Genomic DNA, 23,310 nt, shown 5'->3' with positions numbered 1-23,310 from the left:
TTAATGTATTAATACTTTCTTGTCATATGCTAAGTGATAGCTAGACAGGTCTGCTACTCTTTTTAATCCTCTTTATGCTGTTACAGCATCGCTATTAATTTGTACGCTAATTATGATAAAACAACCGATATTACATTCAACGCCAACCGTTGCCGATTGGCATTTCCCAAATACGCCGCTGCGTCTAGCGCAAGATGGTGATACCGAGGGCGAAACTTCACCGCAAGCCGATGTATTGGTCGCTGAGCCAGAAGTAGCAAAACCGCCGATGTATGCAGTGGTCATGTATAACGATAACTACACGCCGATGGAGTTTGTCGTCTATGTGCTGCAATCAGAGTTTCGTCATAGTATGGATACAGCAGTTGAAATTATGCTGACCATTCACAATAGCAGCAAGGGTATTGCAGGCATTTATCCAAAAGACATCGCTGAAACCAAAGCCAAAAAAGTCAATAGCTTGGCGCACCGTGAAGGTTATCCTTTATTGACTCAAATCGAGCCGCATCAGGGTGAATAATTTTTTAGCCTATTTTGTCTTAAGTTTTCTCTAATTTCGGTTGATTTTACTCACTTCTCTATTTCTTACCTTTTTATTTCTTACCTTTTTATTTATTATAAGAACTCTGCCGTAGAGCAAACCTGATGTATTAGCCAATGGTTTGCTCTAATCTATTTGTCTACTTGATTCCTGCCTTTTTAAATTTATTGTCACTCCTTTAATTCTCTTTTATTAATCTTCCTAGCTTTGCATTTTCTGCTTGATTTTTTTTTCATATCACCCATATATTAAAGTATACCCTTGTACACTTAATCGTATTAAACCCCACATTTTTTCATATCGTTTTAGCACCTTTTATCTCTGTTAAATTCAACCGTTACTTTCGAAAACTTACGCTCGAAGTGTTTTTTGCCTATTTGTCGCTTTAATACTGCACAATAAATACTGCGCAATAAAGGTCTAGTGGACACTTCGATACATTTTAGTCAGCGTTAAAAGATTGACTATGGTTAAGTATCATGTTGAGATAAAGGTAAGACGCAAATAGTATTCAAGCCATGGAAGACATCATTCAGTAATGTCTGTTAATAAACTCAACATTGCCCTTGAACAATCCATCTATCGCCCTGATTTAGTTACTAACTCATTCATAAAGCTATCAATAATAAGATAGGTACAACCGTAGGAAGTCCTTATGTTAAGTCGTCATCTTGAAGTTTCTTTGCGTTTAGCAATGACACTTGCGCGCCAAAAATCGCATGAGTATCTCACTGTTGAACATCTCCTATTGGCGTTATTGGAAAATACCAATGCTGCCAATACGTTGACTGCTTGCAATGCCAATGTCTCAACGTTGCGTAGTGAGCTAGAAGCTTATATCAATAAGCATACGCCAACCGTGGACGCAGATTCTGAACAATCACCACAACCCACCCAGAGCTTTGACCGCATTTTGCAGCGTGCTATTTTCCACGTGCAGTCTATTGGTGGCGGGCGTTTAGTTGAAGGTTCTGATATTTTGGTATCGATGTTTTCAGAGCATGATACTTATGCCGTTTATTTGCTTAAAAAGCAGGGCATCAGCCGCCTTGAGCTGACCCAGTATTTATCACATGGTCAAGACAAAGACGAGCCATCTGAGCCACGTGCTTCAATGACTGGTGAGCGCCGTAGTGCGTCAGAAAAAACCAGTAAAGATCCTTTGGTTGAATTTGCAACCAACTTAAACCAGCGCGCTGCTGAAGGTAAAACTGACCCACTAATCGGTCGTGGTCCTGAGATTGAGCGCGCCGCTCAAGTATTATGCCGTCGCCGTAAAAATAACCCACTATTGGTCGGTGAGCCAGGCGTTGGTAAAACCTCTATTGCTGAAGGGTTGGCGTGGCTGATTATCAATGATAAAGCACCAAAACCTTTAAATGGCTGCGTGATTTATAGTCTAGATATTGGCTCATTAATCGCTGGTACTAAGTACCGCGGCGATTTTGAAAAACGGATGAAATCACTACTTGATGCGTTAAAGAAAAAACCCAATGCGATTTTGTTTATCGATGAGATTCATATGATTATTGGCGCAGGCTCGTCAATGAGTAGCAATATGGACGTCTCAAACTTAATCAAACCAGCGCTTGCCAATGGTGAGCTGCGCTGTATTGGTTCAACAACCTTTACTGAATATCGTCAGGTGTTTGAAAAAGACCATGCCTTGTCACGTCGTTTTCAAAAAATTGATGTTAAAGAGCCAAGTGTCGATGACAGTATCGATATTTTACGTGGGTTGAAACCGCGTTATGAAGAGTTTCATAACGTCGAATATACCGACGAAGCCTTGGTAACTGCTGTGCAATTATCGGCGAAACACATTCACGAGCGCTTTTTACCCGATAAAGCCATCGATGTTATTGATGAAGCCGGTGCTTATAAGCGTTTAGGTATCGTCGCGGATCTAGACGATATTGACGCTGAAGAAAGCTTTATTGCCAATTTAGAACAAGACTTTGATGCGCAAATCGATGCCGATGAAGAAGGTCTTGGGGGTGATGCTGACGATGACAGCTTTGATACAACAAGCACTTCCAATGAAATGCAAGAGGAAGCAGATACGGCAAAAGCCAATGATCGTGCGAGCGGGTCTGAAAAATCTAAAGGCAAACGCGCACCGATAAAAATCGATGTTGCTGATATCGAAGCCATCATTGCTAAGCTTGCGCGTATTCCGCCCAAATCCGTATCAAGTGATGATAAGAGCATTCTTGAGCATTTAGATCGTGATCTTAAACACTTAGTATTTGGTCAAGATGAAGCGATTGAAACCTTGGCAGATGCCATTAAACTGTCGCGTGCCGGTCTAAAAGCACCAGACAAACCAATTGGCTCATTTATGTTTGCTGGTCCAACCGGGGTTGGTAAAACAGAAGTATCACGTCAACTGGCTAATTTGTTAGGTGTAGAGCTGGTCCGCTTTGATATGTCAGAGTACATGGAAGCGCATACGGCGTCACGTTTGATTGGTGCGCCTCCCGGTTATGTTGGTTATGACCAAGGCGGTTTGCTGACTGAAAAAATCAATCAGCATCCACATTGCGTGTTGTTACTTGATGAAATCGAAAAAGCACACCCTGATGTCTTTAACTTGTTATTACAAGTGATGGACCACGGTACGTTGACTGATAACAACGGCCGCGTGGCTATCTTTAAGCAAGTGATCGTCATTATGACCACTAACGTCGGCGCTGAAAGTATCAGCCGCTCTTCGATGGGCTTTACTCAGCAAGATCACAGCCGCGACAATACCGAAGCACTCAAACGCGTCTTTACCCCTGAATTCCGTAACCGTTTGGATGCGATTATTCAGTTCAACGCGTTAGATACGTCGGTCGTCGTCTCTGTGGTCGATAAGTTCTTGGTTGAGCTACAAGTACAGCTCGATGACAAGCAAGTGACGCTCGAGATTGACGATGAAGTCCGTGATTACTTGGCGGAGAAAGGCTATGATCGCCTCATGGGTGCGCGTCCTATGCAGCGCCTTATTCAAGACGAGATCAAAAAGCCACTCGCGAGTATGATTTTGTTTGGCGACTTGGTAAACGGTGGGGTAGTCCATCTAAGCTTAGAACCAAAAGAAGCCAATGAGCAAGACGGTGATACGGTTAAGCTTGATAAAACTAGCGGTAAATCTTCGGATAAAGGTTCAGCCGACAGTCGTATTATCTTAACGGTCGTTGAAACCCATGAGCCGCATCCAGATTCTGAGTCACTAGCTAGCTAAGTTTTTGCTATTGATATAATAAAAACGGTTACGGTGTTATAAAAACGGTTACAATGGTAGCCGTTTTTTTATTGCTATAATTTATTGAATAATCGTATTTCTTATCCTCCTATAAAAAATAAAAAAGGACCTATCATGGAATTGTTTGATGAAAAATCTACGAAAACCGAGGCCCAAAAACAAGCGATTTTGGACAATGTGCGCTTACCGGACGACTGGAAACAAGCCTTAGCAGAAGAATTGACCTCTGATAATATGGATAACTTGCGCGCTTTTTTAAAAGAAGCTTATCAATCAGATGATAGTATTTATCCGCCAGCGCCCTTAATGTTTAATGCGTTAAATCTAACGCCATTATCACAGGTGAAGGTGGTGATACTGGGTCAAGACCCTTATCATGGTCCAGGGCAAGCGATGGGTTTATCGTTTTCAGTACCAAAAGCCATACCAAAACCGCCGTCTTTAAATAATGTGCTAAAAGAGATGGCGAGTGACATCGGAATCGCTCCTTCAAAACATGGCGATCTGACTTATTGGGCGCAGCAAGGCGTGTTGTTATTAAACAGCTCGCTTACGGTACAAGAAGGCACGCCAAACAGCCATCAAAATAAAGGTTGGGAGCAGTTTACCGACGCCGTGATTGACGTGGTCAATGAACAAACAGAGCATACGGTATTTATATTGTGGGGCAGTAAAGCGCAGAAAAAAGGCAAATATATCAATACCGATAAACATTTGATTCTGACCGCTGTACATCCATCGCCGTTGGCTGCCAACCGCGGCGGGTTTTTTGGTTCTAAGCCGTTTTCTAAGACCAATGATTATCTAATACAACATGGCCAAAAACCGATTGACTGGCAATTGCCACAGTAAATGAAAAATATACAGAATATAAGCTTGCAGCCATTTCAGGCAATTAACTACCAACTTGCTACAGATGAACTTTGGGCAGTCGAAGATATCAACTGGATGCAACAAGCGCTTAATCTTGCTAAGCAAGGCGCTGCACGTGAAGAAGTGCCCGTAGGAGCAATACTGGTACACAATCAGCAGATTATAGGTCAAGGTTTTAATGAGCCGATTGGACGCCATGACGCAACCGCGCATGCAGAGATTATCGCGTTAAGGGATGCCTGCACGCGTTTAAACAACTATCGCTTGCCGCTTCAGACAACGTTATATGTGACTTTAGAGCCGTGTACTATGTGTATTGGCGCGCTGATTCATGCTCGCGTCGATAGACTTATCTATGCAGCAAGCGAGCCGAGGGCTGGTATGGTTGGTAGTCAAATGAACTTGGCTGCCGAGTCTTTTTATAATCATCGTATTCAAGTGTATAAAGGTCTGTGCCGTGAGCATAGCAGTCAAATGCTAAAGGCTTTTTTTCGTGAACGTCGGCAAGCGTCCAAACGAAAAAAAAGATAAAAAAACCGTTCAAATGATTAACAAGATATTAGTCTCACTGCTAGTGATAGGGAGTTATGTTTGCTATACTATCGCCCTATTTGCTTACGAATCTGTCTATTACCGTGCAAGCGTTTGATAGCGCAGGGAAATTCTTTGTTTACCACGATGTCAGCTCTGCCGACGATTAAGTGAGTGTTATGTCTGCTTTTATACCTAATACTAATGACAATAGTGAGACGCCGTCATTGCGCTATCCGGTTATCTGTATTGATGGTCCAAGTGGGGCAGGTAAAGGCACGGTTACGTGGCGCTTAGCGCAAACTTTGGGCTATCAGCTGCTTGATTCAGGGGCGTTATATCGCATCGTTGGTTTAAAAGCGTTTGAAGCAGGTCTGATTACAGCAGATGCCAACCAAGCGATTGATGAGACTGCGTTATTAGAATTGACCCAAAGCTTACAGATCGTTTTTGAGCCTAATAGCGATTCAGGGCGCGTGGATATTATTGTCAATGGCGCTAAGATTGGTGAGCAAGTACGCAATGAAACCGTTGGCGGTTATGCTTCACAAGTTGCAGTTTATCCAAAGGTGCGCCAAGCATTGCTTAAATTGCAGCAAGATATGGCAACCCAATCAGGATTGGTTGCGGATGGTCGCGACATGGGCACGGTAGTTTTCCCCGATGCCGATGTAAAGGTCTATCTGACCGCAAGCGCTACCGCTCGTGCAGAGCGCCGCGTGGCACAGCTATTAAAAGCTGGGCAGGCGGCCGACTTTGACGCGATTCTGGCAACGATTAAAGCGCGAGATGAGCGTGATGAAAACCGAGCAACGGCACCGTCAAAACCGGCTGAAGATGCACTGGTTTTAGATAGCTCAAACCTAGACGCTGACGCGGTTTATGAGTTGGTAAAAAAACATTGTCAAGATAAGGGTGTTTGTTTTAATCGTTAATAAAAACAACATTTTAAGTACTAAAAGGTTTCCTATGGCTTCCGTTTTAGTATAAAATTGTATAAATATAAGTAAGACAGTCGTTGCTAGTGAGTTCGCTAAAAAATCGCTTATTAGCAACAACCGTTTTTTTATATGACTGCATAAGATATAAAACCAGTATTCTCGTTTTATACAGTCATACATTTGATCCGTACTGTGCTGGACAGGATACGGCTATACAAAGGTAGACATAATGGAATCATTTGCTGAACTATTTGAAGCGAGCATCGAAGAAACAGGTCTTGATATCGAGCGTGGCTCGGTTATTACTGGTACTGTTGTAGCCATCGATAGCGATTGGATCACAGTAGATACTGGTCTTAAATCTGAAGGTATCGTCGCTCGTGAAGAGTTTTTAAGCGAAGAAGGCGAACTTGAAGTTGAAGTTGGCGACACAGTCGACGTCGTGGTTGAAGCGGTTGATAACGGTATGGGTCAAACCTTACTGTCACGCGAAAAAGCCAAACGCGTTGAGACTTGGAATTTCCTTGAGAAAATCTCTGATAACGATGAGATCGTTAAAGGTATTATTTCTAGCAAAGTAAAAGGCGGCTTTACCGTTGATATCGGTTCAGTTCGCGCGTTCCTACCAGGTTCATTGGTAGACGTCCGTCCGATTCGTGATACCACGCATCTAGAAGGCAAAGAGCTAGAATTTAAAGTTATCAAACTTGATCAAAAACGTAACAACGTCGTGGTAAGTCGCCGCGCTGTTATGGAAGCTGAAAACTCAGCTGAGCGTGAAGAGCTATTGAACAAGCTTGAAGAAGGTATCGAGATCGAAGGTATCGTTAAGAACCTAACTGATTACGGTGCATTCGTTGATCTTGGTGGTATTGATGGTCTACTACACATCACTGACATGGCGTGGCGCCGTATCAAGCATCCATCTGAGGTGGTTGAAGTTGGTCAAGATCTAAAAGTTAAAGTATTGAAGTTTGATCGTGAGCGCAATCGCGTAAGCTTAGGTCTAAAACAACTTGGTACAGATCCTTGGGATAACGTTGGCGGCACATACCCAGTGGGTAGCGTTGTTAAAGCTCGCGTAACCAACTTGACTGACTATGGTTGTTTTGCTGAAATCTCTGAAGGCATTGAAGGTCTAGTCCACGTATCAGAGATGGATCACACCAACAAAAACATCCACCCATCAAAAGTTGTGCAAGTGGGTGACGAAGTTGAAGTGATGATCCTTGATATCGATGAAGAACGTCGTCGTATCAGCTTAGGTATCAAACAAACTCTTGCTAACCCATGGGATGAGTTTGATAAGAAACATGAGCGCGGTGATAAAATCACTGGTACGATTAAATCTATCACTGATTTCGGTATCTTTATTGGTCTAGACGGTGGTATCGATGGTCTTGTTCATCTATCTGATATCTCTTGGAACGAAACTGGCGAAGAAGCTATCCGTAACTACAACAAAGGCGACACCGTTGAAGCAATGGTATTGTCTGTAGATTCAGAAGCCAACCGTATCAGCTTAGGCATCAAACAATTAAGCTCTGATCCATTCAACGAATACCTAGTCAACAATGACCGCGGTGCTATCGTTAATGGTAAAGTAAAAGAAGTAGACGCGAAAGGTGCGACTATCGAACTTGCTGACGAAGTAGAAGCTTATTTACGTGCTTCTGAGATTCAACGTGATCGCGTTGAAGATGCAACCAAGCATCTATCTGTTGGTGATGATGTTGAAGCGAAAATCATCAGTGTTGATCGCAAAACTCGTAACATCAACTTGTCAATCAAAGCCAAAGACGAAGCTGAAGAGCGTCAAGCGATTAAAGAATTGGGAAGCACTGGTACGACTGCTGCTGCCGGTTCTGATGCACAGCCAAAAACCATTGGTGACTTGATCAAAGAACAAATGCAGTAAGCGGTAGTTTGTTGATATAGTTATACTATAAAAAGAAAGCGACTCCGGTCGCTTTTTTTTGTGATTAAATTTGAGTATGGGGCAAGTTAGTAAGGTTTTATGGTAAAAAAGGAAACTCTTATTCCTATTTATGCCAATATCCGCTATCATTTGCAACATTGAGTAACGAGATGTGAAAGTTAAATTAAACAGACCTAAACGGTTCATTTACTTCATATCATCTTATCCATTAATCAATAAGGTCCATGTGATAATGCAGCAAGCAATTAACAAGTCCGAATTTATTAGTAATCTGAGTGCGAATTGTGACAACATGACAGACACTGTCGTCGATGATGCAGTACGCGAAATATTAAATTTGATGACCGATACCTTAGCCAATGACGGCCGAGTAGAGGTGCGTGGCTTTGGTAGTTTTTGTCTTCATCATCGCCGTGCCCGTATGGGGCGCAATCCTAAAACAGGCGAAAGCGTACCCGTACCTGCAAAAGCCATTCCACACTTTAAGCCGGGCAAAGCGCTACGTGAAGCTGTCAATGCCAAGGTAGCAAACGGTTAGGTAAGCAGAGCCGTCAGAATGTCGCGTTCTTTGTTAAACGGTTCATACGATTCAACATAAAAGGATATCTCTGATGCGTATTTTACTGCTGGTATTACTGTTTTTAAGCTTCGCTTATTCGCTCGGTTTGGTATTGGCCAATAATACCGAAGTTGGGGTGAATCTACTTTTCTCCCAAGCACCAACGATGAATTTGGGCTTATTACTGATTCTGTGCTTGATACTAGGCATTGTGATTGGCATGCTACTCGCGCTGCTTATCTTCCGTGTGCTACAAAATAAGTGGGAAATCTCACGGCTACAAAAGCTAAATGCCAATCTGCAAGAGCAGGTGACGCAGGCCAATATCGTCATTGACCGTCAGGCAAACGCACCATCAGTACAAGAAGCGGTTTACGGCGCGACAGCGACCAATGTACAAGACGGCAGCGTTATCGATGTAGACGATGGTGCTACTTTAACCAAGCAAAAGCGTGAGCATTGAGTGCTAACTAAGCATTCTTATATTGAGACGTTTATATAATAATTTAATAATAATCATTTAATAAACTGATAGAACGTGGCACAACTATGAATAACACCATCCATTCTCCAGTCGTCGTTGCACTGGATAATATGACTAAAGATGCCTCTTTAGCACTAGCTGACCAATTAGACCCAGCGTTATGTCGCTTAAAAGTAGGCAAAGAGCTGTTTACCCGCTGTGGTCCTGAAATTGTTAAAGCGCTACATCAGCGTGATTTTGACGTGTTTTTGGACTTGAAATTTCACGATATTCCTAATACCACGGCACAAGCGGTACTTGCAGCAGCCGAGCTTGGCGTATGGATGGTCAACGTGCATGCAAGTGCGGGCCTTGAGGCCATGTCATTAGCCAAGCAGCGCTTGTTGAACGGTAATTTTGAAACCCTGCTAATCGCCGTAACCGTGCTGACTTCTATGGACAATCAGGCACTGACGCAAACAGGTATCACCGACGGCCTAGATGCCCAAGTGAGCCGTTTGGCACAATTGACCAAGCAAGCAGGTCTTGATGGGGTAGTATGCTCAGCACAAGAAGCAAAAACACTTAAAGCATTATGTGGTGAAGATTTTAAATTGATTACTCCTGGTATTCGCTTGCCAGACGACAATGCTGATGATCAAAAACGTATCTGTACACCGAAGCAAGCGTTAGCAGATGGTTCTGATTACTTGGTGATTGGTCGCTCAATCACCCAAGCTGTTGATCCTTTGGCTAAATTACAATTGATATTGAACAGTCTTTAGCGCTATAGATCGACCGTATAATAAAAAAAGACAGCCTAATCCGCTGTCTTTTTTACTTTTTGCTCGTTAACGAAAAGCTGCTACACTGGTTAAATTCACGCTAATCGTAAGCTGAGGAAAAAGCTGACTTTTGCAAATAGTTTGATTGGATAATAGTAAAACCTATGAAATTACAGATTTTAAGTGACTTACATATTGATAGTTATGCGCGGCAGTCGTATCCACTAGGGCGCATCCCTAAAACGGACGCAGACGTGGTATTGGTAGCGGGAGATACTGCCAATAGCGATGATGGTATGCCATGGCTACAAGAGCAGGCAGCGCATTTGCAAGTACCTTTGATTACCATCGCGGGCAATCATGAATACTTCGGCGAAGATGTGCTGCATTTCGATAAAAAGCTTGCCACTTGGGATAATTATGATAGTGAATTAGAGCAGGGCGTGCGCTTTTTACAGTGTCAGTATATTGACATCGGTGAGGTAAGGATTCTAGGTTGTACGTTATGGACGGACTATCAATATCAAGCCGATGCCGATACGATGGCAGCGGCTAGGCGTTTTATGCGCGATTATAAGCAAATTTATGCGGGTGGCGAGCTGTTCTCTCCTGAAGTATCGATACAAATCCATACTGCACATCGTCAATGGCTACAGCAAGCGCTGATAACGGCGCAAGCATTGGGTAAAAAAACGGTGGTCATGAGTCATCATAGTATTAGCCCATTATCTGTGTCTGAGAAATTTGCCAACTTGCCGAGTAATGCCGCCTTTGTTAGTGATTTATCGAGCTGGATGCATGAGGACTGGGCACCTGTGCTATGGGTACATGGCCATACCCATGAAGCCTTTGATTATCAAATTAATAAAACGCGGGTGATAGTCAATCCGCGTGCTTATCCTAATGAGGTGAGCAGTACCGAATTGGCGTTCATCTGGAACAAAGTGGTGGATATTGGCTAAATCCTGTTAACCAAGCGCTTATATCGATATGTAGCGGAATAAGCTATAGTGCAACTGACCTTATATTTTGTTCATTCTCATCAATAAATCTGCTACGCTTACTATCATGAGTAAATTGCCTAATAATACCCCATCGGGACGATCGACACCGGCTGAAAAGCCTACGAACCTCAGGCCGAACGCACCTGCACCTTCTCACTTACCTGACAGTATGATGTCTTCGGTCGGTTTGTTGCCGGTAGATAAAAGACTGATTTTATTTACCAGACATTCTCTGCGCGAGCGCTCTGATGGTAATGGTTTTGCCAGTTATCAATTGCCGCTAACGCCAAAAGGTCGCGTGTTGGCAAAGTCTTGGGGGCGCTGGCTAGCAGAACATTTGCCGTATTCGCTCGATGTTGATAGTATCTCAAGTCCGATTGGTCGCTGTATTGATACCGCGCAGCTGATGCAAGAGGGTGCGGGACTACGACGTGATATTGCCCATCAATCGCTACTGGTTGAACCTGGCAGTCTGGTGACCGAACCTGAGATTGCCAACCCGATTTTTAAAGAAATTGGTGTGCTAAACTTTATCAATCGCTTCTTACAAGGCAATCTTGAAGGCACGAAAAATGCTTATCAAGGCGGACTTGATCTTTTATCGCTTTTTTATCAAAACCAGCCGCAACATGGGCATTTAATGCTCGCCGTCAGTCATGATACGTTACTATCAGCGTTTTTGGCAGTGATGCTAGACGTGGTTGAGATTGATTGGAATGATTGGCCAAAGATGATGGAAGGGGTGTTTTTGTGGTTTGATGATAAGCCTTTTGAGCAAGCCAATGCCTATTTCGTTTGGCGCGGGCAAGTATATATTCGTCCAATCAGCGATTTATTACAGGGCTACCGTGCCGCTGGTTTTCATCCAAGCAAATTACTATTGCCACCAGAAGTAAAATGGACATAGGCTTTATTTTTGAAGTATTTAATTAGCCTTATAATGTTTTTTAAATAGTAACGGTTACCTTTTAAATAGGCATAAAAAAACCTTGCCCCAGTATGAAAACCAGTAGCAAGGTTTTGGTCATCACACCATCAAGTGCGATGCGGTCTAAACGCAACCAATCTTAAGCTTGTAGGCCTTTGATAGTTTTGTTTAGGCGGCTCTTACGACGAGCAGCTTTATTCTTATGAATAATACCTTTGTCAGCCATACGATCAAGAACCGGTACCGCTTTTTTGTAAGCTTCGGTAGCCGCGTCATAATCTTTAGCAGCGATAGCCGCATCAACACGTTTTAGATAAGTACGAACCATAGAGCGTTGTGACGCAGAGTTCTGACGACGTTTGGTGTTTTGACGGGCGCGTTTACGAGCTTGTGCAGTATTAGCCACGCGTATCTCCTTGATAAAGACAGATAAAAATATGAATGTTGATTGCAATAATAATGGGTTTAACAATCATCGGTGACGAGCAGCCTCTCGCCAAACATGATGTCGATGTCTATTATGAGGGCACTTATCTGTTATTAAAGCACCTAATAGTAATAGAGCATCGCTCGCGCCAGAACTGTTTGGAATAATTAAACAGCGTTGACGTGTAAAGCCGGTTATCTTAGCAAATTATTGCGCTTAGAACAATATATTTGATGATTAATGCTAAAAGAAGTTATGTTAGCCGATCTTAAAGGTTTAATTAAAGGGTTTATCGCGCTAACAAGTGAATTATATAACAAAAGTTAGACTTAAAATTCTGAATGATTCCCATAAACCTTACCGTTGATAAAATCTCTTACAATAAATTGTGTAGAATAGCGCTAGCGAGTTGTTAATTTAGGTATGATACCAAAGCAAACAATTTCTATAAGACATCATTTTTAGCATTATAAACACCCCAACATGATATAAATGGATAGGCTATGCAGCGAAAAGCAATTGTAATTGGCGCAACAGGACTGGTCGGACAGCATCTTGTTAAGCAGCTTAGTGAGCTTTATGACACGTTGATTGTGATTGCACGGCGGCCGCCTCGCTACATCAATGCCAGCATGCGCTTTTATCAGGTCAATGATTTTGATAACTTGGCTGAAATATTTGCCAGTGTCGGCGCAGATAGTAAGACCGATGCCTTTAGCTGCCTTGGTACCACCAAAAAACAAGCAGGTAGTGATGAAGCGTTTCGAAAAGTTGACCACGACTATAATGTCAATTTTGCCACATTGTGCCGTGCGAAAGGCGTGGAAAACTTCTTTTTATTGTCCTCAATGAATGCCGATATCGACAGCCGTTTTTTATACAATCGGGTCAAAGCGGAAACAGAGCAGTCTATTATGGCGCTAGGTTTTACCCAGTTGGTGATTTTTCGACCATCACTATTACTTGGCAAGCATAAAGGCCGTCCGCTTGAAAGCTTTGGTCAAAAAGCCTTTAAACTGATCTCGCCAATCGTCCCCGAGTCATTATCCTTGCATCCTATTTCTGCCAAGCGCGTTGCCAGTGCGATGGCGATGAGTGCGCATGAGGTGTATCAGCGTAATAAATATCGTAGTGAGCCTACCATTACAGACACGGAAATTATCGAAAATAAACAGCTACTAGCAATGACCAAAGTCAAAAAATAGCCTAAACATAAATTAATAAAAACTCAGATTTCATGATAGATAATTCAACTATTTAACTTAACAAGGAGCGTCACGATGTCAGACACAGCAGAAACAACCACGATGAATAAAGACAACTTTGTCACTTGTGATTTATTAGATGCCAATCCTGAGTCGCAGGTATGTTTGCCCAATATTGAAGGCAAATCATTTTATAGCTTTGGCGGTAAAGACAGGTTTTGCGGTGAAATCGTGACGGTAAAATGCTTTGAAGATAATAGCCGCGTAAAATCTTTATTGAACAGCGATGGCAAAGATAAAGACGGCAATGGCAAAGTCTTGGTCGTTGACGGTGGCGGTTCAATGCGCTGCGCGTTGCTCGGCGATATGATTGCGCAATCAGCGATTGATAATGGCTGGGCAGGGGTGGTGGTATATGGCTGCGTGCGTGATGTAGATGATATGGCGCAAATGGATATAGGTGTCATGGCGCTTGGTTGCATCCCGCGCAAATCAAATCGCCGCGATGAAGGTCAAACCGATATTGAAATCCGCTTTGGTGATTTAACGTTAAACTCAGGTATGTTTGTTTATGCCGACAATAACGGCATTATCGCGAGCGAAAAACCATTAATTTAAAAACAGCTTATACTTTAACAGTAGCTTAATGGTTATAACTCCGAGACCTCAGCTTAATCGTTGAGGTTTTTGTATTTAAGTAGCTTGTCGTTATAGATGAATATGCGTTTGATCAATTGTTTAGTTTTTGGTTTTTTCATAACAAGGCTAAGTGACAAACCGTTACGGCATAAATTTTGGTAATTGAGCAAATATTCGTATAATAGCTTTCTGACTCTTAACGTTGACCCTATTCTTTATGTCTATCACTGCTTTGACCGACGCCTTTGACCCTATTAACCAGCAGTTATTTCCTATCCAGAATGCCGAGCGGCGCTGGCTGGCGCCTGTGCATGGAGCAGTCAGTAGCTTGTGGCTCGCAAGTCTGGTACAAACGCCGCTATGGAATGTGGCCGATCGTCTAAAGGTTGTGGTGACGCGTGACCAAAATCAGCTTAACCAGATAGAGACGGAGTTGGCATTCTGCGGCGTCGATGCTTATGTGTTCCCTGATTGGGAAACGCTGACCTATGATGAGCTGTCACCGCATCAAGATATCGTCAGCGAGCGTATCAACCTATTAACCGATATGCCTACCAAAGGCGTACTGTTAATTTCGGTACAGGCATTGATGCATCGGGTCGCACCGCCAAGCTGGTTGATAGGGCAGCATTTTGATTTGAGCGTCGGTGATCGATTCGATATCAATACTCAGCGTGAACTATTGGCAAAGGCGGGTTACCGCGCGGTTGAGAACGTCTTTGAGCCGGGTGAATTTGCCGTACGTGGTAGTATCATTGATATCTTTGCCATGGGTCAGCCATTTCCGCTACGCCTAGATTTATTCGATGATGAAATTGAGACCATTCGCTTTTTTAATCCGCAGACCCAGCGCACATTGACCGTTGATGACCTCAAAACCATGATAAGCGGCAACGATAGCAGCATGGGCAAAGAATCGCTATCGCTGCTGCATAAACTGCCAGATATCTCAAAGCCCATTAAGCAATTTCAAATACTACCAGCCAAAGAGTTTCCGCTTGATGAAGGGCGGGAGACGTTCCGCACCAATTTTGCTGCTATGTTTCCCAATGCCAGTAGCCGCAAATCTGAGCTGCATAAAGATGTCATGGCAGGTATTGCCAGTAGTGGGCTTGAATACTATCAACCGCTCTTTTTTGATTTAAAAGATTGGCAGGCAGAGAGCAGTTTGTTTTCTTACTTGCCAAGCGATGCGTTATTTATCACTGATGAGCTAATAAATGAAAAACAAGCAGATTATTGGTCACAAATTCAGCGCCGTTATGAAGAGCGCCGTCACGATATTGACAAGCCTATCGTCGCGCCTGAATGGTTGTATTTATTATCAAATAGTCTAAACGAACATCTTAATCATTATCCGCGGGTGATACTGAGTGCGCGCAATGAGCTTGCGACCATGACTGATGTTGCTGCGATCGACAGCATTGATAACGATGACGCAACCTTAGCGTCTGAGCAACTATCGCCGACGCCAAAAAAACAAGGGCTAGTGACACTAAGTGCGCAAGAGCCGCCACAACTACCAGTCAATCATCAAAAAGCCGAACCCCTTAGCGAACTGTTAGCGTTTTTAGAGTTGCAAGCGCAAACAGCAACACCTGTATTAATTGTGGCAGAAACGGCGGGTCGGCGTGAGATTTTGATTGAACTGTTTAAAGGCAAAATAGATGTCAAAGCTTACGATAGCTTTGAGGCGTTTTTAGCAGCGGACAAATCGAAGAATAATAATAATAAGTTACCGCAAGTCGGATTGACCATTGCGCCTATTGAACGCGGCGTTTACGTGCCTGAGCGCTTGGTCGTGATTAGTGAGACGCAATTATTTGGCCGGCAAGTGCTGCAAACGCGTCGTCGCCGGCAAAGTGGGGTATCAGAAGAGTTCTTGGTTAAAAGCGTCACCGAAATCACCGAAGGCAGTCCAGTGGTGCATATCGAGCATGGTATTGGGCGTTACAATGGCCTGATTACGCTCGATGTTGGTGACGGCGAGCAAGAGTTTATCCACCTAAAGTACGCTGATGACGCCAGTATCTATGTACCGGTTGCCAATTTACAAATGATTAACCGTTATAGTGGCGGTGACCCTGCACTTGCGCCATTACATAAAATTGGTAGCGGTAAATGGGATAAAGCCAAGCAAAAGGCGCTTGAGCAAATCCATGACGTGGCGGCCGAGCTGCTTAATATGCAAGCACGGCGCGAAGCGAAAGTCGGTATTCATTTTAAAATCGACCCATCGCAATATGAGCTATTTGCCAGTCAATTTGCCTTTGAAGAAACGCCTGATCAAGCCAATGCCATTCATGCGGTGATGGAAGACATGCGACAGAACCAGCCGATGGATCGTCTTATTTGCGGTGATGTTGGTTTTGGTAAAACAGAAGTCGCTATGCGTGCGGCATTCATTGCGGTCAGCGCAGGCTATCAAGTGGCAGTATTGGTGCCGACAACCTTGCTCGCAGGTCAGCATGAAGACAATTTCCGTGACCGTTTCGCTGATTGGCCGGTACGTATTGAAACCTTGTCGCGCTTTGGTGGTAAAAAACATCAAGATACGGTGTTAACAGACCTCGCAGCGGGTAAGGTCGATATTGTTATCGGTACGCATAAACTTCTGCAACCTGATGTGAAGTTCTCTAATTTGGGTTTAATGATTGTCGATGAAGAGCATCGTTTTGGCGTACGCCATAAAGAGCGTATCAAGGCGATTCAGACCGACGTCGATAGTATGTCGATGACCGCGACGCCAATCCCTAGAACGCTTAATATGGCGCTCTCAGGGATGCGTGATATGTCGATTATTGCCACCCCGCCTGCACGTCGTCTGGCGATTAAAACCTTTGTTATGCAAAAGACCGATGCTTTATTAAAAGAAGCCATCTTGCGTGAGCTACTACGCGGCGGACAGGTTTATCTATTGCACAATGATGTCGCCAGTATTGAGCGTATGGCAGAGACCGTCCGTGAACTGGTGCCTGAAGCACGAGTAGGGGTTGCGCATGGGCAAATGCAAGAGCGCCAACTTGAGCAAGTGATGCAGCAGTTTTATCATAAAAAGTTCAACGTGCTAGTCTGTTCGACCATTATCGAAACCGGTATCGATGTGCCCAATGCCAATACGATTATCATTGAGCGCGCCGATAAGTTTGGCTTGGCGCAATTGCATCAGCTGCGAGGTCGTGTTGGCCGTAGTCATCACCAGGCTTATTGTTATCTGCTAGTGCCTTCTATCAAAGGTCTTAAAGGCGATGCTAAGCGCCGCTTACATGCGATTGAGCGCGCTAATACACTGGGCGCAGGCTTTATGCTGGCAAGTGAGGATTTAGAGATTCGCGGTGCTGGCGAGATACTTGGTAAGCAGCAAAGTGGTAATATGCAAGCGATTGGCTTTAGCTTATATATGGATATGCTTGAGCGGGCGACAAAAGCGATTAAAGCTGGTAAAGAGCCGGATTTGAGTACGCCATTGTCGCTGACCAGCGAGATTAACTTGCATAGTTCGGCGTTGATACCAGAGGATTATTTACACGATGTGCATCAGCGTTTGTTGTTTTATAAACGCATCAGTAATGCCGATGATAAAGAAGCCCTGACCGATATCCGTACCGAAATGATTGACCGTTTTGGCATATTACCCGATCAAACCAAGCAGTTATTCGCCATTCACGGACTGCGTATACAAGCTGAGCCGCTAAAGATTAATAAGATTGATGCCAATAGTAATAGCATGACATTAGAGTTTGCACCTGATACGCCGGTCGATGCCTTAGCGATTATTAAGTTGATTCAGAGCAATGGGCAGCGCTATCGTATGAATGGTGCCTCTGGCATTCGTTATCAGGATGCCGATAAGCTGGCAACCCCGCAGCAGCGCGTCAGCGCAATTCAAGAGCTATTGCGCTATTTTAGCGAACATATGGTGACGGATGCTGTTTAGCTTTGTTTATTTGTATCGGCAAACCAAGCACATTTACGAAATCGTTTAAGTACAGCAAATACCATACGCTAAGACAATCGGTCACGGCGCTATTTTATCGCTTGGATAACTGATAAAATAGCGGCATCTTATATTTAGCCTGCTGTTTCTTTAAGCATAATGTTTTAAGCGTATTTTAGTTTAGTAAATTCAGTTCTGCTTTTCGGTATTTTAATTCCTTTTATTTGAGCGTCATAACAAGAGAACCGTCATTATGTTCCAACTTCATCATAAACTTGCAGCCGACAGTTTTTTAGTGGGTGATTTCCCATTATCAACCTGTCGTTTAATCAATGATTGTCAGTTTCCATGGTTAATATTGGTACCGCGGGTATCAGGTATCAAAGAATTGTACGAGCTATCTGAGGCAGACCAAACGCAGTTTTTGCGTGAGTCGAGCTGGTTATCAAGCCAACTTGCCAAGACTTTCCAAGCAGATAAAATGAATGTCGCCGCCCTCGGTAATCAAGTACCACAGCTACATTTTCATCATATCGTCCGCTATCAAAACGACATGCAATGGCCAAATCCAGTATGGGGTATTCCTGCTGTCCCTTATACCAAAGAAGTGTTGGCGCAAATGCAGCAAACGCTGATGATGGCGCTGCGTGGTCATCATCAAATGCCGTTCGATTGGCAAATGTAGTTAAGCTTTAGATAATGGTTGATAAATGTGACTTTAGTACTTTTTATTTAAGTCGTTTTATTCGAGTCATTTTATTTAAGTAGGCATGCTTAAAGTAAAATCATAGTGAAGTGGTTTTTAAGGGTAATGGAAGGTTTTGTTACCATTAGATATTACACATTTGTTTGTTAATCGTTATATTAGAGAGGGGGTTGGTTAAATGGATATAGCCAACTTATCTACTCGCAGCCATTTTAGTGGATTGATGTGTATTGGTAGTTATCAATAGTTATCATTGATTGAGCGCGCACATAGGTTGCGAGATATTTAATCTTAGACTGAGATTTTTAAGTTGAAGATTTTACTCTATGTTAAGGATAACAAATGGCTACTTCTTCTGCTTCTCCAGCGTTATTACGACCTTCTATGTTACTCATCTCTATTTGTACCACTGTATTGAGCCTAACGGCATGTGAGACGGATTCAACGGAAGCTGTGTCAGTACAGTCGGCATCCGTGCAATCTGCTGCAGCCTTGTCCGATTCGGGGCCAACGATTCGTGAAAACGCTACTGACGCAGCGGACAGCTCTGTCACGTTTAATCACAGTGCTTCTGCCATGTCTATGCGAGCGATGCCGACAAGCCAGTATTTAGTAGGTAGCGGTAAGGCGGATATCACTGGTGCTGCTGCCGAAACTGGCATGTTTGGTTATGCGGCGGGGCAGGTGGTACAAGGTATCAACGACCGTTTGTACTCTCATGCTTTTATTATCGGCGAAGCGGATAAAAATGCGGGCAAACGTGTCGTCTATGTATCAGCAGATATGGGCGCGATGTTTACCGCAGTAAAACTTGAGGTCATTAAACGTCTAAAAGCGGATTATGGTGACTTATATAACGATGACAATGTCATGCTCACCGCCACGCATACCCATGTGGGTAACGCCGGTTACTCACATCAGCAGCTGTATCAAATTGCCAGTACCGATGACACGCTAGCAGGCTATAGCAGCCAAAACTTCAATGCTATCGTCAATGGTATTGTCACCTCAATTAAACGCGCTCACGCTACCTTGACGCCAGGGACACTATCTTTGGCGCAAGGCGAGCTAAAGGGCGCGACAGTCAATCGCTCAGAGTTTGCCTATAACAATAATAACGACGCCAAAGATTTTGATAGTAATGTCAATGAAACCATGACCCAGCTACGTCTTGATGCTGCCGATGGCACACCAGTCGGTCTGATTAATTGGTTTGCGCTGCATCCAACCAGTTTTAGTAATAAATTTATGCATCTAAGTGCTGATAATAAGGGCTTTGCTCAGCGCGGTGCGGAAAAGATTTTTGGCGGAGAATCAGACAAGCCGTTTGTCGCAGCTTTTGCCAATGCTGACGAGGGTGATGTGTTAGCCATAGGTGGTAATGCCAACTCAAAACCCGGCTTTCAAGGTAGTAGTAACGAGTGGGAAAACGTCAGACGTGATGGGCAGATGCAGCTGGATAAAGCGGTTGAGCTTTGGCATCAAGGCGTGCCGGTTACTGGACCCGTGGATGTACGCGCGCGCTGGATTGATTTAAAGGGCTATCAGGTCGATGGTAAATTCACCAATGGCGCGGGTAATAAAGTCTTATGTATGCCAGCTCGTGGTTACTCGTTTGCCGCTGGCGGGGAGAATGGCCCCTCGAACATACCTGGTATGTATGAGGGCATGACCCGAGAAAATTTCCGTATCAATGACGATATCAATAAAGTCGATCAATCATTTTTGGGCAGTTTAACGCGCGGCGCGTTTGGTATAGTGTCGACCGTTAGCCAAGATGATTGTCAGGCGGAAAAACAAGTCTTATTGCCAACGGGAAGTTGGGGCTGGATTAATACTCAGCAGCCGGTGCAACTGATGCGTATCGGTAATATTGCTCTCGTTGCTATCCCTGCCGAGCCGACGACCATGGTCGGACGCCGGATGCGCGCTGCCGTGCTTGCTCAACTACAAGACTCGGGGGTTGATACCGTTATTATTAATGGTTTGGCGAATAACTATAGCGGCTATTTGACCACGCGCGAAGAATTTGCTACTCAGCATTACGAAGGCGCGTCTACTGAGTATGGTCCATATCAAACCGCTGCTTATATCCAAGAATATACTCAACTAGCGGCAGCGCTACGTGATGGTATAGAAGTCTATGACAGAACCACACCGCCTGATCGCTCAGGCAAATCCTTTAACGAGCGTCCAGGCGTGGTCTTCGACGATAAGCCTTTAAAGCAAACTTGGGGACAAACCCTCACTCAGCCCAAAGCCAGCTATCAAAAGGGTGACATTGCTACGGCAGTATTCCGCGGCGCTCATCCTAAAAACAATCTACGTACCGAAGACAGCTTCTTAAAAGTGCAGCGTCTTGACAATGGTAAATGGGTCGATTATTTAAGTGACAGTGATTTTGATACCACTTATACGTGGCAGCTCGAAGGAGCGGCGTATAGTAAAGCCATCATTGATTGGCGAATAGCTAAGGACACCCCAGCAGGCACTTATCGCTTGACCCATCAAGGCGACTGGAAGAACGGTTGGACGCATAAGATTAAGCCTTATTCAGGCGTTTCTAATAGTTTTAGCGTGCAATAATTGCCTTATTCAAATAGTCGTTGAGTATGGACTTATATTTATTTTTCACTTCGCAAAAGTCAGATAGATATTATCTGGCTTTTTTGTCTTTGTCATGGTTATTAACTCAAGTCGTTTTTAACTAGGATTGTTTTCGTTGACCATGAGCTTCACACTGCTTTTTATGGCTAATAAGCGACAAGTGGTATGCTTTTACTTACCAGTGTCCTAGGTAAGTCAGCATTAAAGCCGTATAATAGATAGATTTCCTATCTACTTATATTATCAAATGTTGATAAAGCGATTTACTTATTAACGCATTTACTTGTTAACTTAAGGGCTTAGCAACCTGAATGCTTATTAACCTAAGTACTTATTAATCTAAAGACTGCACAAAAACATATGTTAATAGAAGATCCGCTTTAATTTTTATTCAAACCTTCGACAGTTTTCCTTTAAGCGAACCTTGACCATGGCATTTTTTGAAACCACAAGCCCAAAGATTCCTGTACAGGGTGGTAGTAATAGCAATGCCTATCGATTTGATTATCCAGAAATTTTTGTTTTAATACTAACGGTCGTATTGCTCGCAATACATTACAACTTTAGTCCGACGTCGATGGCGCTCGCTGTCGTGGTTTGTCTGCCGAGTTTGCTGATTTTAATCTATAACTATCGCCGGCCAGCCAGTTTTTGGACGTCTAACATTGTTATTATTTTATCTTCAGCGGTCATAGGTTCGATACAGTTTTGTGCAGTGATTTCGCTCAGTCTAGCAGCGCTCATCGGTCTGCGGATTATTCTTAGTAGCCCTGAAAACCATCTTAAACTTCTCGCTGCATCAGTAGTGACGGTCATTGTCTTTTATTACGTCAGTGTGACTTTAAATAGTACTGAGATGGACTGTCACGACAGCTTTGTTACCCCTGCGGTGTTATTGGCCAGTATGATTGTGATACTGTGCCATTTTCGCCATGTTTATCGTGATTATGTAGATTATGAAGCGCGAGCGCGGCAAGCGGCTGGACGTTTAAATACCATGGTTTCTGTCATTAATAAACTGACGCGCTTTGTACCGCCGCAAGTTTGGGAACCAATCGTTAAATCTGACAGTCCCGTTAGTGTCGAAAATAAACGCGCCAAACTGACGATGATGTTTTCAGATATTGTTGGCTTTACAGAATTGTCCGATAGTTTGAGCGCTGACAATTTGGCGGACATTCTAAATACCTATATGCACTGTATGACGTTAATCGCCAATAAGCACGGCGCGGTGTTGGATAAGTTTATCGGCGATGGGATGGTGTGCTTTTTTGGCGAGCCGAACAGTCGAGGGCCGCGCCAAGATGCGCTCGATTGTGTGGCAATGGCGATAGATATGCGCCGTGAAATGCGCACTTTACGGCAAAAATGGCGGCTGCTCGGTTTCGAGGGACTATATATCCGTATCGGCATTACCACCGGCTACTGTCACGTCGGCAATTTTGGCAGTAACAACCGTTTGAGCTATACGCTGATTGGGAAAGAGGCCAACCTTGCTTCACGGCTTGAGGCAGTCGCGGGTAAAGGCCAGATATTTATTAGCGAAAGTACCCATGATTATATTTCGCATGATTATGACTGTGAATATGTCGGTGCTTTTCAGCTCAAAGGTTTTGATAATAAGGTAAGCGCGTGGCAAGTACTCGACCCTGATGAAAATAAAGGTCAGTTGTCAAAATGGGTGGATCATACGCTACCTGGTTTTAATTTGCATTTGAACTTTAAAGACATGCAAAATAATGACTATCAAGATATCAGAAATCGCTTGAATCTAGCGCTTGCCCGTATCGAACAAGAAGAGCAGGCGGCGCTGCTTGAGATAGTCACAGCAAGTAAGCAGGAAAATATCAGTCATAATTAGGTACAGATTGATTGCGACTTGAAAGTATTTATAAAAAGAAAAATCCAGTTATTTATCATAACTGGATTTTTTAGTTTCTTAGATTAACACACCAAGTGCAACGCTAATTAATAT

At 43.6% G+C, this 23,310-nt stretch carries 17 protein-coding genes and 2 pseudogenes; 18 read left to right on the top strand and 1 reads right to left on the bottom strand.

Annotation, left to right across the window (positions count from 1 at the left end; translation table 11 throughout):
- The first annotated feature begins 112 nt into the window (after positions 1-112).
- The 12 genes and pseudogenes from CXF58_RS08450 (at position 113) to CXF58_RS08400 (ending at position 11,793) form a co-directional block, all read left to right on the top strand.
- A complete protein-coding gene (locus CXF58_RS08450) occupies positions 113-520 on the top strand; it encodes an ATP-dependent Clp protease adaptor ClpS (protein WP_068404516.1) in 408 nt (135 codons plus the stop codon).
- A gap of 676 nt (positions 521-1,196) precedes the next feature.
- A pseudogene (locus CXF58_RS14240) lies at positions 1,197-1,322 on the top strand (Clp protease N-terminal domain-containing protein); the annotation flags it as partial.
- A 396-nt stretch (positions 1,323-1,718) separates the two neighbouring features.
- Positions 1,719-3,770, top strand: a pseudogene (locus CXF58_RS08445) (AAA family ATPase); the annotation flags it as partial.
- Between the two features lie 135 nt (positions 3,771-3,905).
- Positions 3,906-4,643 carry a uracil-DNA glycosylase gene (locus CXF58_RS08440; RefSeq protein ID WP_068404512.1) on the top strand — a complete coding sequence of 246 codons (738 nt, stop codon included), beginning with the start codon at positions 3,906-3,908 and terminating at the stop codon, positions 4,641-4,643.
- Complete coding sequence (gene tadA, locus CXF58_RS08435; RefSeq protein ID WP_082894267.1) at positions 4,644-5,195, top strand: tRNA adenosine(34) deaminase TadA; 552 nt, start codon at positions 4,644-4,646, stop codon at positions 5,193-5,195.
- Between the two features lie 179 nt (positions 5,196-5,374).
- Positions 5,375-6,130: a (d)CMP kinase gene (gene cmk, locus CXF58_RS08430; protein WP_068404510.1), complete on the top strand. Its 756-nt coding sequence runs from the start codon at positions 5,375-5,377 to the stop codon at positions 6,128-6,130.
- A gap of 235 nt (positions 6,131-6,365) precedes the next feature.
- Positions 6,366-8,054 carry a 30S ribosomal protein S1 gene (gene rpsA / locus CXF58_RS08425; RefSeq protein WP_068404509.1) on the top strand — a complete coding sequence of 563 codons (1,689 nt, stop codon included), beginning with the start codon at positions 6,366-6,368 and terminating at the stop codon, positions 8,052-8,054.
- 253 nt (positions 8,055-8,307) lie between these two features.
- A complete protein-coding gene (locus CXF58_RS08420; protein ID WP_068404507.1) occupies positions 8,308-8,613 on the top strand; it encodes an integration host factor subunit beta in 306 nt (101 codons plus the stop codon).
- Positions 8,614-8,686: 73 nt separating this feature from the next.
- On the top strand, positions 8,687-9,097 hold the full coding sequence (locus CXF58_RS08415; RefSeq protein WP_068404506.1) for a lipopolysaccharide assembly protein LapA domain-containing protein: 411 nt from the start codon (positions 8,687-8,689) through the stop codon (positions 9,095-9,097).
- A gap of 86 nt (positions 9,098-9,183) precedes the next feature.
- Complete coding sequence (gene pyrF / locus CXF58_RS08410; protein ID WP_068404504.1) at positions 9,184-9,882, top strand: orotidine-5'-phosphate decarboxylase; 699 nt, start codon at positions 9,184-9,186, stop codon at positions 9,880-9,882.
- Between the two features lie 164 nt (positions 9,883-10,046).
- A complete protein-coding gene (locus tag CXF58_RS08405) occupies positions 10,047-10,844 on the top strand; it encodes a metallophosphoesterase (protein ID WP_102077196.1) in 798 nt (265 codons plus the stop codon).
- 106 nt (positions 10,845-10,950) lie between these two features.
- On the top strand, positions 10,951-11,793 hold the full coding sequence (locus CXF58_RS08400) for a histidine phosphatase family protein (RefSeq protein WP_068404500.1): 843 nt from the start codon (positions 10,951-10,953) through the stop codon (positions 11,791-11,793).
- Between the two features lie 160 nt (positions 11,794-11,953).
- Here CXF58_RS08400 and rpsT read toward each other — a convergent pair whose 3' ends face one another.
- Entirely contained in the window at positions 11,954-12,220 is a 267-nt protein-coding gene (rpsT, locus tag CXF58_RS08395; RefSeq protein ID WP_010200097.1) for a 30S ribosomal protein S20, read from the bottom strand.
- A 524-nt stretch (positions 12,221-12,744) separates the two neighbouring features.
- Between rpsT and CXF58_RS08390 the strand changes: the two genes are divergently transcribed.
- From CXF58_RS08390 to CXF58_RS08365, 6 genes are all read left to right on the top strand, one after another.
- On the top strand, positions 12,745-13,446 hold the full coding sequence (locus CXF58_RS08390) for an NAD-dependent epimerase/dehydratase family protein (protein WP_068404498.1): 702 nt from the start codon (positions 12,745-12,747) through the stop codon (positions 13,444-13,446).
- A 75-nt stretch (positions 13,447-13,521) separates the two neighbouring features.
- Positions 13,522-14,064 carry a ribonuclease E activity regulator RraA gene (gene rraA, locus CXF58_RS08385; RefSeq protein ID WP_082894266.1) on the top strand — a complete coding sequence of 181 codons (543 nt, stop codon included), beginning with the start codon at positions 13,522-13,524 and terminating at the stop codon, positions 14,062-14,064.
- Positions 14,065-14,302: 238 nt separating this feature from the next.
- On the top strand, positions 14,303-18,022 hold the full coding sequence (gene mfd, locus CXF58_RS08380; protein ID WP_102077195.1) for a transcription-repair coupling factor: 3,720 nt from the start codon (positions 14,303-14,305) through the stop codon (positions 18,020-18,022).
- A gap of 253 nt (positions 18,023-18,275) precedes the next feature.
- Positions 18,276-18,707 (top strand): HIT domain-containing protein, encoded by a 432-nt coding sequence (locus CXF58_RS08375; protein ID WP_068404494.1) that lies wholly within the window; start codon positions 18,276-18,278, stop codon positions 18,705-18,707.
- A 363-nt stretch (positions 18,708-19,070) separates the two neighbouring features.
- On the top strand, positions 19,071-21,314 hold the full coding sequence (locus CXF58_RS08370; RefSeq protein ID WP_228706577.1) for a neutral/alkaline non-lysosomal ceramidase N-terminal domain-containing protein: 2,244 nt from the start codon (positions 19,071-19,073) through the stop codon (positions 21,312-21,314).
- 451 nt (positions 21,315-21,765) lie between these two features.
- Entirely contained in the window at positions 21,766-23,196 is a 1,431-nt protein-coding gene (locus CXF58_RS08365) for an adenylate/guanylate cyclase domain-containing protein (protein WP_068404492.1), read from the top strand.
- Positions 23,197-23,310: the final 114 nt, after the last annotated feature.

This window comes from Psychrobacter sp. Sarcosine-02u-2, from assembly GCF_002836335.1.
GTDB lineage: Bacteria > Pseudomonadota > Gammaproteobacteria > Pseudomonadales > Moraxellaceae > Psychrobacter > Psychrobacter faecalis.
This window is presented reverse-complemented; position numbering and strand designations above follow the sequence as displayed.